The organism is Mycolicibacterium rhodesiae (genome assembly GCF_002086695.1).
GTDB lineage: Bacteria > Actinomycetota > Actinomycetes > Mycobacteriales > Mycobacteriaceae > Mycobacterium > Mycobacterium rhodesiae.
Genome location: NZ_MVIH01000002.1, coordinates 186,628 through 201,321 on the forward strand (window position 1 = coordinate 186,628; position 14,694 = coordinate 201,321).

Below are 14,694 nucleotides of genomic sequence, written 5' to 3' on the forward strand. Positions count from 1 at the left end.
CATGACAGAGCTGTCACAGGTCGCCACCGTTCGAGGCCCGGTCGCGACCAGCGACCTGGGTGTGGTGTTCATGCACGAACACGTCTTCATCCTGTCGCAGGAGATCATGGCCAACTATCCCGAGGGCTGGGGGGACGAGGCCGCCCGGGAAGCCGATGCCGTCGCCAAGCTCAACGAGCTGAAGGCGCTCGGGGTGGACACCATCGTCGACCCGACGGTCATCGGACTGGGACGCTACATTCCGCGCATCCAGCGGGTGGCCGCCCAGACCGATCTCCAGATCGTGGTGGCCACCGGGATCTACACCTACAACGACGTCCCGATGTACTTCCACTTCACCGGCCCGGGAACCCTGCTGGACGGTCCGGAGATCATGACCGAACTGTTCGTCCGGGACATCACCGAAGGCATCGCCGACACCGGCGTCAGGGCCGGGATCCTCAAGTGCGCCACCGACGAACCCGGTGTCACCCCGGGTGTCGAGCGAGTCCTGCGCGCGGTCGCCCAGGCCCACAAGCAGACCGGTGTGCCGATCACCACCCACACGCACGCGCTCAGCCGGCGCGGTCTCGAGCAGCAACAGATCTTCGCCGAAGAAGGCGTCGACCTCAGCCGGGTGATCATCGGGCACAGCGGCGACACCACCGACCTCGGCTACCTCGAAGAGTTGATCGCCGCCGGATCCTATCTCGGCATGGACCGGTTCGGCCTGGACGGCTTCCTCAGCTTCGACGACCGCGTCGACACCGTCGTGCGGATGTGCGAACGCGGGCACGCCGACAAGATGGTGCTGTCCCACGACGCGTCCTGCTACATCGACTGGCTGCCGGAGGAAGTCATCCCGGTGGCCATGCCCAACTGGCATTTCCGGCACATCCACAACGATGTGCTGCCCGCACTGCGGCGGCGCGGGGTGACCGACGAGCAGATCACCACCATGCTGGTGGACAACCCCCGCACCATCTTCGCCAAGCAGGGCGCCTATGCGTGATCAAACCCCTGCGCTCGGGGCCCGGCTGAGCCAGCTGGCCGCCGAGGCACCTGATCGTCCTGCCGTGTCGTGCGAGGGCCGCACCGTCACCCGCGCGCAGCTGGAGTCGGCCTCGAACCGGCTGGCCCGCGCCTACGCCGAACTGGGAGTCAGCCAAGGCGATTACGTGACGATCGCGGTGGCCAACTCGATCGAGTGGGTGCAGGCGACGGTGGCGGTGTGGAAGCTCGGCGCCATCCCGCAACCGCTGTCGCCGCGAATGCCGGACGCCGAGTTCGAGGGGCTGCTCGAGTTGAAGCCGCGCGCCCTGCTGGTGGGCCGTGCCGACCCGCGCGGGGTGGTGCCGTCGGTGCCCGCCGACTTCACCGGACGTGCCGACCTGTCCGATGATCCACTGCCCGAAGCGGTTTCACCGGCCTGGAAGTCGATCGCATCGGGTGGCAGCACCGGGCGACCAAAACTGATCGAGGCCGGCGGGGACAGCCGGTACCCGGCCGACCTGGTGGCGATGGGGATGGGCAACGAGCCGACCGACACCCAACTGGTGCCGGTGCCGCTGAGCCACAACACCGGGTTCACCTCGGCCACCATCGCATTGGCGACCGGGCAGCACCTGGTGCTCCTGCCCAGGTTCGACCCGGAGCGCTTCCTGCGGGTCATCACCGACTATAAGGTGAACTACCTGACCACCGTGCCGACGATCATGCAGCGCCTGCTGCCGGTCTACCACGCCAACCCGGGCGCCTACGACCTGTCGTCGCTGCGCCGGCTGTGGCACGTCGCCGCCGTGTGCCCGCCGAACGTCAAGCAGGCGTGGATCGATCTGCTCGGCCCGGACGCGGTGTGGGAACTCTACGGCGGCACCGAACTTCAGGCACTGACGTTCATCAGCGGTTCGGAATGGCTGACCCACCGCGGCTCGGTCGGTCGCGTGGTGGCCGGTGAGATGAAGGTGCTCGACGACGACGGCAACGAATGTCCGCCCGGCGTGCTCGGTGAGATCTACATGCGCCCAAACCCGGGCTCGAGCCCCACCTACCGCTACATCGGCAGCACCGCCAAATCCCGCGACGGCTGGGATTCACTCGGCGATCTCGGCTGGTTCGACGCCGAGGGCTATCTGTATCTGGCCGACCGCCGGGTCGACATGTTCACCGTCGGCGGCCGCAACGTGTACCCCGCGGAGATCGAGAGTGCCCTGTCCGAGCACCCCGCCGTGCTGTCCTGTCTGGCCGTCGGGGTACCGCACGAAGACCTCGGCCAGGTGCCATATGCGTTGGTGCACACCGACGGTGATGTACTCACCGAAGAGGATGTCAAAGCGTTCGTCGCGCAGCGGCTTGCCGACTACAAGGTGCCGCGCGCTGTGGAATTCGTGGACACCCCGCTGCGCGACGACGCGGGCAAAGCCCGCCGATCCGCGGTCCGGGATCAGGTGATCGCCCGGCTGCAGGGTTAGCTCAGCCCGCCGCGGTCTGCTGCCAGGCGCGGGCCGCGACCAACTCGGGCACCAGAACTTCGGTCAGCAGCCGCACATCGTCGTGGTCGTCGCCGGGGTAGCGGACCTCGAGCCGGGTCCCCGGCACGGTGCCGCCCACCGCGACAACGGTGGTGCCGCGCAACGTCGTCCATTCCGCCATCTGGTCCTCCCACTCCGAGCCGGCGAACACCAGCATCCGGTAGTCGGTGGTCTTGGTGAGGTAGACGTCGACGTGGCTCCAGTCGCCGGTCTCACACCCGACGGCAGGGCGGCGCGGCCCCTCGCGAAGCATCAGCGCGCCCTGCTGCGCCGAGCAGAACCGGTGGGCGGGCGCCACCAGATGGGTGCCTGCCGGCCCGAGTAGCATGCCGGCCACCTCGGGACGCCAGGCCGCCTCGGTGCCGAGCAGGTGCGCGCTCGCCTCGGCTGCCTTCGCGATCGACTCGGCCACGCCCACCGTGTCGTGCCCGGCCAGATGCACCTCGAGCGCCATGAGCAGTGCCAGGGTGTGCTGATAGCTCCGGCAGGCCACCCCGCCGCGCTCGGGTTCGGCAGCCAAATCTACGACCGGTGAGCATGATTCGGTGATCGGTGATCCCGCGGTGTTGGTCAGCGCCACCGCGGTCACCCCGGCGGGCAGCCGGCGAAGCGCATCAAGTGTTTCCGCCGAACCTCCCGTTGCCGACGTCGCCACAACCAGGGTGCCGGGCCCCCACGCGGGCAGCAGACGCGTGGACGCCAACTCCGAGACCGCGAGAAACCCTCGCGCCCGCAACCGCGCGGCCGCGACGGCCCCGGCGTAGGCGGAGGACCCCATGCCGAGGAACACCACCCGCTCCGTGCCGGCAGGAACGACCGCTGCCCAGGGATTGTCGGCGGCGAGGCGCTCAGCGAGCCGAGACAACACCTCGGGCTTGCGGGCCAGGTCCGCGGCGAAGCCGTCAGCGTCCACCGGTGATTCCTTCGTCGAGCAACATGGATAGGGCGGCCTCGGGTACGTACATCCAGCGCGGCAGATGCCGTGCCGCATAGACGACTTCCCGCAACACCTGCTGCAGGCGGAATGCCCGCAGACAGGCCGGATCGTACAACCCGCCGTGTCCCAGTGCGGCCAGGTGCGTGGTGTAGCTGCTGGTGAACTGATCGCGAGCCAGCCGTTCGACCCTGGACAATGCCTGTTCGTCGACGCGGTGGTGGCGGCGGGCCACGATAGCCGCGTGGGTCAGCGACTGCGCGAATCCGGCGACGTCGAGGACAGCCGGGATCGGCAGGATCCGCTCGGCGGGCGGTAGTACCGGGTTGCCGTCGAAATCGATGACCGCGTATCCGCCGGGATGTCGCAGCACCTGACCGACATGCAGGTCGCCGTGGCCCTCGATCAGCGGGGTACCGGCCATCCCGCCGAGACCGTCCAGAATCTCGTTGATCGCCCGGCTTTGGAGAAGATCCCGCATGACCGGATCAGCGTGCGCCCGAGCATCATCCAGGGTTGCGGCCGCCGCCGTCCGCCACCTCTGCGCATCGGCGGGCGAGGCGACGGTCGCGGTGACCGCCAGGGCAGCGTGCAGTTCGGCGATCACGGTGCCGACGTCGGCGGCCGCCGACGCCAGGTCATGCGCTGGGGCCCCGGGCCCGGCCGCCGCCGTCGCGATCAGGTCCACCGCCCACGTCCACCCGTCGACGGCGCCGGGCAGATATTCGTCGACGCCGGCCACCAGCGTCTCGGCGCCGTCTCGAGATCGCCAGGTGATCAGCCCCCACGGGCACGGCATATGCCGAAAGCCATTGGTGCGCAACGTCTCGATCCGGCTGGGCGCCGGATGCGGGCCGGCCTGCAGATGCGCGGCCCATTTCACCACCGCCGCGTCGCCAACGATCACCGATTCGTTGGTTTGATCCACGGTGATCGCCCGTTCGCCCGTCGCGACCCGTGCCGCCCAGGCGTGCAGAGTGAACGATCCGATCTCGGACACCTCCGGCGCCGTCGACAGCAGCGCCACCAGCGCCTCGGCGACACCATCGCCGGGCCGGGCGCGCCGCCACGACCCGTCCGGGTTGCGGACCTGCGGGTCGGCGGTCAACCCGTTCGCGGTCGCGACGACCGAAAGTCGTTTACCGACAGCCAGATCGAGTGAGTCGAGTTCACCGCCCACGTCATCAGCCTGACGTGCTGTCGCGGTTCCGATGCTGCAGTCCCACCTGCTCGATCACGTCGGCGCCGACTCGCAGACCGTCCCGGGCCCGGATCGCCGCGCCGATGTCGGCCAGCCGGCCGCGGAGCTCGGTGTCGGCGAGGATCCGGTCCACGGCCGCGATGAGCTCCTCGTCGCGGAAGCCATACGTGTCGAGTCGCGCACCGAAGCCGAGTTCGTCGATGCGCTGGGCATTTTCGTACTGGTCCCAGAACAGCGGCAGCACGATCAGCGGCTTGCCGAAGTGCAGGGTCTCGGTCACCGTGTTGTTGCCGCCGTGCGAGATGACCAGATCGACCTGCGGGATGACCTTGGTCTGCGGCAGCATCTGCTCGCCGACCATGTTGTCGGCCAACGTGATCCGATCGGCCTGCGGACCCTTGCTGACAATGTACCGATGCTCGGTCGTGCCCAGCACGTCGACCAGGCGCTGCATCAGTTCCACGTCGGCGCCGCCCAGCGATCCCAGCGACAGGTAGATCAACGCGCTGGACTCCGGTCGGTCGGCGACTGATGCGGGCAGCTCGTACTCCGCGTCGGTCTCCCGGACGCTGGAGTCCATCCGCGTCCAGCTGCCGTCGAGCGGACGTGCGCCGACGTAGTCGGCCTCGGCCGGATAGACGTAGAGATTGGCAGCGTTGTCGCGCGGCATGAACTCCAGATCCGGCAACGGGTCGGCGCCGTGGCGCTGAACCCAGGCATTGAAGTCGGACCACATCGCACGATGGGTGCGGTCGAACTCGGCCCGGTACGCGTCCCACTGCGCCGGATCGGCACTTGGCAGCCCGGAAAACGGTGGTGGCACATTCGGTCCCGGCACTTCGAGCGGACTGCACGACACGATCCGCACGAACGGTGCTCCTGCGCTGACCAACGCCGGGAACAGCACCACGTTGTCCTCGACGATCACGTCGGGCTGATGTTCGGCCACGATCTCCCGCAGCCGCGGCTCACAATATTTCGCGCCGTCGATCAGCGCCTGATAGGTCGGCTGAATGAAGGTTTCGAGCTGGGAAACGGTCGGTTTGCGGAACTCCGGCGCGGTCTCGGCGATGAAGTCCGTCCAGAACTTGCCGGGATCCTCGTCGGCCGCGCCCTCGGCAGGTTCGGCCAGATCGACCAGCTCTTCGACGAAGCCCAGCGGTGCGAGCTTGCCCGCCCATGAACTTTCCGCGGCGAACACGATCCGGTGGCCGCGCCCGCGCAGGATGGCCGCCAGACCGATGCACTGGTTCGTCGGGCCGTAGGCCGACTCCGGCCAGAACATGATGGTCAGTGCCTCAGAAGCCATGGCGATCCCTTCCGACGTCGGGTCAGGCAAAGATCATCGCGCAATCACCGGCTCCGGTGCATCATCAACCGAACTGTCCAGCGACGGAACCGGAGCCTTACCTCGATACTCCCAGCGCCGCAGTGCATTCCGGCACGGCGATTCGATGAGGGCATAGCTGACCGCTGCCATCGCGAAGCCCAGCACCAGCGTCAACACCAGCGTCACGATCAGGTTGCCGTTGAACATGAACCGGCCGACCATCGGGAACACCATCACCAGCGCCGCCAGATGCCACACGAACAGCCCATAGGACCACCGGCCCAGGGTGACCATGAACCGGCTGCCCAGAATCGGGTGCGGGGTGTCCGGCCGGTCGAGCACCAGCGGTGCCAGCAGCGCACCGGCGACGATGGCCCCCATCGACGTGCGGATCACGAACTGCCCCAGCGTGGCGGGAACCAGATCCTTCGGGCCGGCCAGCGGTGAGGCCGAGATCAGATACGCCGTCAGCGCGATGCCGAAAACGGCCAGACGGTTTCGGGCCAGTTTGTGCGCCCACCCCAGCGGGCTGACCGTCCACTCCGCCAGCAGCATGCCCGCGGCGAACCAGGAGGCGTAGGCCGGCGGCCAGTTCAGGAAGTTGACGCCCTGCACGGTGTGGATCGGCAGCAGACCCCAGCCGAGGCTGGCCAGCGCGACGGCCGCGATCACCGGGACCCGGGCCCGCACCGGCAACCGGCGGGCCAGGAACGCCAGGATCGGCAAGGCCAGATAGAAGCTCACCTCGACCGACAGGCTCCACATCTGGGTGAGCCCTGCGGTCAGCGTCAGCGGGACGTAAACCTGGGTCAACGTCAGGTTCGCCCACCACACCGTCCAACTGGCGTGGTTGGCCTCCGGCAGCAGCGTCAGGATGACGACGACCGCCACCACGTATCCGGGCATGATGCGCACCAGCCGCGAACGCAGGTAATGCCCGGTCGGCGGCCGGCGGCGCAGTCCCCGGGCCGCCGCGGCGTGCCCGCGCCACAACAGGAAGCCCGACAGCGCGAAGAACACCGCAACGGCCAGGTCGAAGCGATGCAGCAGCCGTCCGATCACGGCGCCGGTGGTGCCGGTCTGGAATGCGACGTGGGTGAGGACCACCCCCATGGCGGCGCACGCGCGCATGCCCTCGACGGCGGGCAGGAAGCCACGGGTGCCCCCGACCCGGTCCACCTCCGTCGTCATGGATGCCAGTGTGCGCCGGAGGAGGGTGCTGCGCGAAAGTGGGTACACCTGGCCTGCGGTGGCGACCTCCTAATGAACCGGTGCCTTGGGCTGGGCTGTTAGGGTCGAACCCGGTTTGCTTCGCCGTCAGGCGAGGCACGGCACGATCGGCAGTGAGGAGGCCACGGCAGCGTGAATCGCGCAGGCATGGTGCGTATCGCGGCATTCGGCGTCATCGGGCTCGGAGCCGCCCTCCTGATCGCCGCGTTGCTGCTGACGACCTACACCTCCGGCAAGATCAAGAAGATCCCGCTGAACATCGACGAGACACTGGTCAGCGACGGCACCGGTAGCGCACTGGATCCGGCGTCCCTGCTGGGTGAGAAGTTCGTCGTCGACAAGAACGTCCCCCTGGTCTCCCAGCAGCAGATCACCGTCGAGTCGCCGGCCAACGCCGACGTGGTGACGCTGCAGGCCGGCACCAGCGTGCGGCGCAGCGACAAGCAGCAGGACAACGGACTGCTGCTGGCCATGGTCGATACCGTGACGGTCAACCGCAGCACCGCGATGGCGGTGTCCGACGACACCCATCCGGGCGGTTCGGTGCAGAAGCCGCGCACCTTCGAGGACAACAAGCCGCCGACGAACATCGCGCTGCCCCACGACGGCCTGGCCTACCGGTTCCCGTTCGACACCGAGAAGAAGACCTATCCGTTCTTCGACCCGATCGCGCAGAAGGCGTTCGACGCCAACTACGACGGCCAGGAAGATGTCAACGGGCTGACCACCTACCGGTTCACCCAGAACGTCGGCTATGACGCCGACGGCAAGTTGGTCGACCCGATCAAGTACGCCTCGCTGTACGACAAGAACGAGGACGGCGAGGTGACCGCGCGGGCCGAGCTGTGGGGTCTGCCCGGGCCGCCGGACGAGCCGGTCACCATGACCCGCTACTACGCCGCGCAGCGCACGTTCTGGGTCGACCCGGTCACCGGCGTCATCGTCAAGTCCACCGAGCACGCCAACCACTACTACGCCCGCGACGCGCTGCGCCCGGAGATGGAGTTGGCCGACTACAAGGTCACCTCCACCGAGCAGACCATCGAGAACCGGGTGGCCTCCGCCCGCGACGAGCGCGACCGGGTGGGACTGTGGTCGCGAGTGCTGCCGATCAGCTTCACCGCCGCCGGTCTGGTGGCACTCGTCGGCGGGGCGCTGCTGGGCACGTTCAGCCTGCGCGCCGAGTCGGCGCTGATCGACCCCGGCCTGGACACCGCCGACCACGGCTTCTTCGGCAAGGACGAGACGGGACCGATGCCGGCCGCCGAGGCGGCCACCGAGAAGCTGCCCGCGGCCAGACCGGACCTGGAGCCCCCGCCGCCGCAGCGGTGAGCACGCCCGTGACCCAGGCGCGCCGGGCCGTCCGGTGGGTGGTGCCGGGGTACGCACTCCTGCTGGCCGTCGCGGTCACCGCACCACTGCTCGCGCCCGGCTACCTGTTGTTGCGCGACGCGGTGTCCACGCCGCGGTCGTATTTCTCCGATGCGGCACTGGGTCTGTCCGAATCGGCGCCCCGCGCCCTCCCGCAGGACTTCCTGATCGCCGCACTGACGCCGGTGCTCGACGGCGGCGTGGTGGTGAAGGCGCTGTTGATCGCCGGGATCTTCCTGGCCGGCTGGGGAGCCGGACGGCTGGCCGCGGAGTTGGTGCCGGACGCGGGGATACCCGGGCAACTGGTGGCGGCGACGCTCGCGGTGTGGAACCCCTACGTGGCGGAGCGCCTATTGCAGGGGCACTGGAGCTTGTTGGTGGGCTACGGCTGCCTGCCGTGGGTGGCTTGTGCGGTGATTCGGGTGCGGGATGAGGCGACCGCGGCCCGCTGGGCGGCGGTGGTGTTCTGGATCGCGCTGGCCGGGCTGACGCCGACCGGGCTGCTGCTGGCCGCCGTGGTGGCGCTGGCCTGTGTCGCGGTTCCCGGGACGGGGGCGTCGCGGCCATGGTGCGCTGCCGGGGTGCTGACGGCCGCGTTGCTCGCGGCGTCACCCTGGTTGACCGCGTCGGCGTTGGGTGACGGACTCGGCTCGTCGCCGTCCCCGGGGGTGACGGCGTTCGCGGCGCGCGCGGAGCCGGGGCTCGGTACCCTCGGCAGCCTGGCCGGACTAGGCGGGATCTGGAACGCCGAGGCCGTTCCCTCCTCGCGCACAATGCTTTTCGCGCTGCCGGCGACGCTGGTGCTGCTCGGCGTGGTGGCAATCGGCTTGCCTGCGGTACTGCGTCGCCGGTCCGTCCTGCCGCTGCTGGTGCTTGCCGCGATCGGAGTGCTGCTGCCCGCCGCGGCAGCGACCGGACCGGGGCTCGCGGCGCTGCGCGACGTGGTAGAGGCCGTGCCCGCGGTCGGGATCCTGCGCGACGGGCAGAAGTGGGTTGCGCTGGCGATGCCCGGCTATGCGGTCGCTGCCGCGGCGGCGGTGGTGACGTTGCGGGGCCGGCTCCGGCCCGGCGCCACCGCGGTGGTGGGCGTCGTGGCGCTCATCGCGGTGCTGCCCGATCTGGCCTTCGGCGTCTGGGGAAAGGTCACGCCGGTGCGTTATCCCCAGGGCTGGGCGACGGTGGCGGCGATGATCGACGCCTACCCGGCCGACGTCGCCGTGCTGCCCGCCGACAGCATGCGCCAAGTCGCGTGGGCCGGTGCGGCGCCGGTGCTCGATCCGTTGCCGCGCTGGGTCCGCGCCGACGTGCTGGCCACCGGCGACCTCACCATCTCCGGACACACCGTGCCCGGTGAGGGCGGTCATGCCCGCGACGTTCAGCGGATGCTGGTGGCCGGCGGCTCCCCCGAGGCGCTCGCCGGCGCAGGCGTGGGCTGGGTGGTGGTCGAATCGGGCAGCGCAGGCACCGTCGGCGACGCGCAACGGACGCTGCAACGGTTTCCGGTCGCCTACCGTGACGAGGACCTGACGCTGTACCGGGTCGGCGGCACGAGCCGCGGTGCGACGCCCACAGCGCGGGCCGCGGTGATCGCCGCCCACCTGGTATGGCTGGCGACGCTGTTCGGCGCCGCGGTGGCGGCACTGTCCGGGGCCTGCCGCCGCCGCCGCGGGTCAAGTTCGGCGACCCCCGACGCGGCGCCCTGATCGCCCGTATCGTATTCGAGGACAAGGCGATTCGTGTCAGGTGTGAGTACTGCACTGGGCGCGGGAACGAGGATGACGGAGAGTATGGCTGGACTTGACGACGAGGTACTATCTCGCCCCGAGGATCTCGACCAGGGGCGGATGCGGATCCTCGATGCGAAAGCGGTCAACCTGGACGGGTTCAGCGTGGCAGACCCCGCCCTGGGCCTGGTCGCGATGCACAGCCCGCACGACCCGGCACCGTCGCTGGTGGTTCGCGACGGTGTCGTCGTCGAACTCGACGGGAAACCTGCGAGCGACTTCGACGTCATCGACGAGTTCATCGCACGGCACGGCATCGACCTCGAGGCGGCCACCGAGGCCATGTCGCTCGACGACGCCGCGCTGGCCAGGATGGCCGTCGACGTCAATGTGCCCCGCTCGGAGGTGGTGCGCCTGGTCGGTGGCACCACGCCGGCCAAGCTGGCCAGGGTGGTCGCGCTGATGACACCGGTCGAAATGCAGATGGCGATGGCCAAGATGCGCGCCCGCCGTACCCCGAGTAATCAGGCGCACGTCACCAATCAGCTCGACGACCCACTGCTGATCGCCGCCGACGCCGCCAGCGCGGTGGCGTATGGCTTCCGGGAGGTCGAGACGACGGTGCCGGTCCTCGGTGACGCCCCGTCGAATGCGGTGGCACTGTTGATCGGAAGCCAGGTGGGCATTCCCGGTGCGATGGCCCAGTGTTCGATCGAGGAAGCACTCGAGCTGCGGCTGGGTCTGCGTGGCCTGACCAGTTACGCCGAGACGATCTCGATCTATGGCACCGAGCAGGTGTTTGTCGACGGTGACGACACCCCGTTCTCCAAGGCAATCCTCACGTCCGCCTATGCCTCCCGCGGTCTCAAGATGCGGGTGACCAGCGGCGGCGGCGCCGAGGTGCTGATGGGTGCGGCTGAGAAGTGCTCGATCCTGTACCTGGAGTCGCGGTGCGTGTCACTGGCCCGGGCACTCGGGTCGCAAGGCGTTCAGAACGGTGGCATCGACGGTGTCGGTGTGGTGGCCTCGGTTCCCGAGGGAATGAAGGAGCTGCTGGCCGAGAACCTCATGGTGATGCTGCGCGACCTGGAATCGTGCGCGGGTAACGACAACCTGATCTCCGAGTCCGACATCCGCCGCAGCGCCCACACCCTGCCTGTCCTACTCGCCGGGGCCGACTTCATCTTCTCCGGATTCGGCTCGATTCCCCGCTACGACAACGCCTTTGCACTGTCGAACTTCAACTCCGACGACATGGACGACTTCCTGGTGTTGCAGCGGGACTGGGGAGCCGACGGCGGGCTGCGGACCGTGTCGCCCGAGCATCTGGCCCGGGTGCGACGTCGTGCGGCCACCGCGGTGCAGGCGGTCTACCGAGATCTCGGCCTGGCCGACTACGACGACGCCCGCGTCGACGAAGTGGTGGTGGCCAACGGTTCTCGTGACCTGCCCGCGGGTCATCCCAAGATGGTCGCCGAGGCGGCGGCCGCGATCGAGGCCCGTCAGCTGACGGTGTTCGATGTCGTTGCCGCGCTGCACCGGACGGGTTTCGAACCGGAGGCGGAAGCGATCATGCGGTTGACCGCCGAGCGGCTGCGTGGCGATCAGCTGCAGACCTCGGCCATCTTCGACGAGAACTTCACCGTGTTGTCGAAACTCACCGATCCCAACGACTATGCCGGTCCGGGAACGGGTTACGCGTTGTCCACGCAGCGGCGCTCGGAGATCGACGATATCCGCCAAGCCAGGACCGCCGCGGAGCTGACCGCCGATCAAGCCGACCACCACGGCCACATCACGTTCACCCCGGTCGAACCTGCCAGGCAGGGCAGCGATCCCCGCGAGGTGTGCATCGGCTTGTCGCCGGCACTGGGCCGCAGCGTATGGCTGACCTTGTGCGGACTGACCGTCGGTGAGGTGCTGCGGCAGATCGAAGCCGGCCTGGAAGAGGAAGGCTGCGTGGCCCGGCTGGTCCGTGTCCGATCGACCATCGATGTCGGGCTGATCGGGTTGACCGCGGCGAAGCTGTCGGGATCCGGCATCGGAATCGGCCTGCAGGGCAAAGGAACCGCACTGATCCATCGCCGAGACCTGGCACCGTTGGCCAACCTGGAGCTGTTCAGCGTGGCGCCGCTGCTCGACGCCGACATGTACCGCCAGCTGGGCAAGAACGCCGCCCGTCACGCCAAGGGCATGGCACCGGTGCCGATCTTCACCGGCGGCACCGACGAGTCGATATCGGCGCGCTATCACGCCAGGGCGGTCGCACTCGTCGCGTTGGAACGTGAAGCGAGCGAACCGGGTGAAGCCCCCGTGACAGTCGAAGCGAGGCGAGCATGACCGATGATCGATTCACCGTCGCGGCCGCCGTCGACGGCAAGCTGACGCTGACGGATCTGCGGATGGACCCCGCCGCGCTGGTCCATCAGGCCGAGGTCGCCGGGTCGGGCGGCAACCCACAACTGGCCGAAAACTTCCTGCGCGCAGCTGAATTGGCGACAATGAGTGACGACGAGGTGATGAGTCTCTACGAGGCATTGCGTCCGCATCGGTCGACGGTACCGGAGCTGGACGCACTCGTCGCCGCCCTGGAGGGGCGTGGCGCCACCCGGTGCGCGGAGTTGGTGCGTCACGCGGCGGTGGTGTACCAACGCAGGGGTCTGCTGCGTTGAGTGTGGTGGCCGGAATCGACGTCGGGAACCACACCACCGAGATCGTCATCGCCCGAACTTCGTCTGGCTCAGTGGAACCCGTATGTCACGGGCAGGCGCCGACCCGGGGCCGCAAGGGATCTTGGGAATCGCTGGCCGGCGCGGCGGCGTTGCTGCACAAACTCGAGCTGCAATCTGAGTGCCGGGTGGACGAGGTCGTGCTCTCAGCCTTGCGCCCGGTGGACACCGCCACCGCGCCGCTGCCACCGCCGACGCCGCCACACTGCCCCGTCCGCAGCCTGCGCCGCCCCAGCGCCAGCACGCCGGCCGGTTCAGGATCGGCGGTCGGCGCGCACGTACCACTGGCCGATGTCGCGGGGCTTGCACTGGCCGGCCTGGTGATCGTATCGGTGGATGCGACAGTCGATTTCGAGGTCGCAGCACGCCAGATCAGCGAGGCCGTCGAACGAGGGTGGCAGATCGCGGGGGTGATCATCGAACGCGACGAGGCGGTGCTGATCGCCAACCGGATACCGGGCGGGATCCCGGTGGTCGACGAGGTCGACCTCGCCGGTTTGCGCCCAGGTGCCCCGGTGGCGATCGAAGTGGTGGCGCAAGGCCGGTCGTACCGTGCGCTGGCCGACCCGATCGCGCTGTCGGCGGCGCTGGGGGTGGCGCACGAGCACATTCACCACATCGCCGAATTCACCCGGGAATTGGCCGATTCACCGGCCATCGCCGTGACGTTGCGCGACTCCGAGCCCGAGCCGCCGTCCGCCGACGACGACTATGCGGAGTGCCGCGTCGACGGTGTGATCCGTCGGTACTCGCCTGCCGAGGCCGAAAGCCTGCTGCGGGTGCGCCCGCCCGGCACCGTGGTCGCGGTGCGCCTCGGCGACCTGCCATCTGCCGCATCCGGAATCGCGGTCGACGACGCCTACTTCACCAGCCTCAAAGCGATCGACGACGGCGCGTGGCTGCGCCGCGGAGTCGCGGAGACCAGCGGCACGGTGGTCGCGCTGCTGGCGGCGGATGAGGTGGCCGACGCGGCGTCGACCCTGGCCGAGATGTGTGGGCGTCCGGCACGGACCATCGCGTCGGAGCCCCGTGCGGCCGCGCGGGGCGCGCACACCACGCCGCATCTGCCGCCGGGATCGATCGTGTGCGATATCGGCGGCGGGACCATCGACCTGATCGGCGCGAACCAGGAGGTGGTGGCCGCCGGCGCGGGCGAGGCCATCACCACCGCGGTCGCCGCGACCCTCGGAGTTCCGCGGGCGCTGGCCGAGCAGGTCAAGCGCTCACCGGCGATCCGGGTGGAGGGGCCGCATATCGCTCACGAGGAGGACGGTCGCCGGGTGTTTCTGGACGCGCCCGCCCCGAGCGAGGCGATCGGCCGGTTGTGCACCCGCGGCAGTGCCGGGCTGGTCCCGTTCTCCAACCGGCTGGCCGCCGAGGAGTGGCGCAGCCTGCGGTTGGCGATCAAGCAGCAGACGGTCGCCGCCAATATCGCCCGCTGCCTGAAAGCGTTCGAAGAGCCGCCGGTCGCGCTGGTGCTGGCCGGCGGCGGCGCGTTGGACGACGAACTCTTGCGGACGGTCGGCGAGTCGCTGCGCTCCGTCCCGGTGGCCGTCGGCCGGGCGAACGTCGACGGTGCACACGGGCCTCGCTATGCCGTCGCCTCCGGCCTGGTACATCTTCACGCCGAAAGCTACTGAGCTACGCGGCCAAAGATGTACCATT

At 69.1% G+C, this 14,694-nt stretch carries 11 protein-coding genes; 7 read left to right on the forward strand and 4 right to left on the reverse strand.

Annotation, left to right across the window (positions count from 1 at the left end; genetic code table 11):
• The first annotated feature begins 1 nt into the window (after position 1).
• On the forward strand, positions 2-991 hold the full coding sequence (locus BST42_RS04780) for a phosphotriesterase family protein (RefSeq protein ID WP_435406008.1): 990 nt from the start codon (positions 2-4) through the stop codon (positions 989-991).
• Entirely contained in the window at positions 984-2,450 is a 1,467-nt protein-coding gene (locus BST42_RS04785) for an AMP-binding protein (RefSeq protein ID WP_083117427.1), read from the forward strand. Before BST42_RS04780 ends, BST42_RS04785 begins: the two co-directional genes overlap by 8 nt.
• A 1-nt stretch (position 2,451) precedes the next feature.
• On the opposite strand, the gene BST42_RS04790 is transcribed toward BST42_RS04785, so the two are convergent.
• The 4 genes from BST42_RS04790 to BST42_RS04805 are packed head-to-tail and all read right to left on the reverse strand — an operon-like array spanning position 2,452 to position 7,166.
• Positions 2,452-3,423 (reverse strand): SIS domain-containing protein, encoded by a 972-nt coding sequence (locus BST42_RS04790; RefSeq protein ID WP_083117428.1) that lies wholly within the window; start codon positions 3,421-3,423, stop codon positions 2,452-2,454.
• The gene (locus BST42_RS04795; RefSeq protein WP_083117429.1) at positions 3,413-4,624 is read right to left on the reverse strand and encodes a glucosamine kinase; all 1,212 of its coding nucleotides are present in this window, start codon (positions 4,622-4,624) and stop codon (positions 3,413-3,415) included. Before BST42_RS04795 ends, BST42_RS04790 begins: the two co-directional genes overlap by 11 nt.
• A 4-nt stretch (positions 4,625-4,628) precedes the next feature.
• Positions 4,629-5,954, reverse strand: a complete 1,326-nt coding sequence (locus tag BST42_RS04800) for a glycosyltransferase (RefSeq protein ID WP_083117430.1) — start codon at positions 5,952-5,954, stop codon at positions 4,629-4,631.
• A gap of 33 nt (positions 5,955-5,987) precedes the next feature.
• Complete coding sequence (locus BST42_RS04805) at positions 5,988-7,166, reverse strand: acyltransferase family protein (RefSeq protein ID WP_110918473.1); 1,179 nt, start codon at positions 7,164-7,166, stop codon at positions 5,988-5,990.
• 171 nt (positions 7,167-7,337) lie between these two features.
• Between BST42_RS04805 and pgfA the strand changes: the two genes are divergently transcribed.
• From pgfA to BST42_RS04830, 5 genes are all read left to right on the forward strand, one after another.
• Positions 7,338-8,537, forward strand: a complete 1,200-nt coding sequence (gene pgfA / locus BST42_RS04810) for a cell envelope lipid trafficking protein PgfA (RefSeq protein WP_083117431.1) — start codon at positions 7,338-7,340, stop codon at positions 8,535-8,537.
• An 8-nt stretch (positions 8,538-8,545) separates the two neighbouring features.
• Positions 8,546-10,279 carry an MmpA family trehalose lipid delivery protein gene (locus tag BST42_RS04815; RefSeq protein ID WP_083117870.1) on the forward strand — a complete coding sequence of 578 codons (1,734 nt, stop codon included), beginning with the start codon at positions 8,546-8,548 and terminating at the stop codon, positions 10,277-10,279.
• Between the two features lie 141 nt (positions 10,280-10,420).
• The gene (locus BST42_RS04820; RefSeq protein WP_083117432.1) at positions 10,421-12,640 is read left to right on the forward strand and encodes a propanediol/glycerol family dehydratase large subunit; all 2,220 of its coding nucleotides are present in this window, start codon (positions 10,421-10,423) and stop codon (positions 12,638-12,640) included.
• The gene (locus BST42_RS04825; RefSeq protein ID WP_083117433.1) at positions 12,637-12,972 is read left to right on the forward strand and encodes a diol dehydratase small subunit; all 336 of its coding nucleotides are present in this window, start codon (positions 12,637-12,639) and stop codon (positions 12,970-12,972) included. The genes BST42_RS04820 and BST42_RS04825 overlap by 4 nt, the downstream gene beginning before the upstream one ends.
• Positions 12,973-12,974: 2 nt before the next feature.
• Positions 12,975-14,669, forward strand: a complete 1,695-nt coding sequence (locus tag BST42_RS04830) for a diol dehydratase reactivase ATPase-like domain-containing protein (protein ID WP_083117434.1) — start codon at positions 12,975-12,977, stop codon at positions 14,667-14,669.
• Positions 14,670-14,694: the final 25 nt, after the last annotated feature.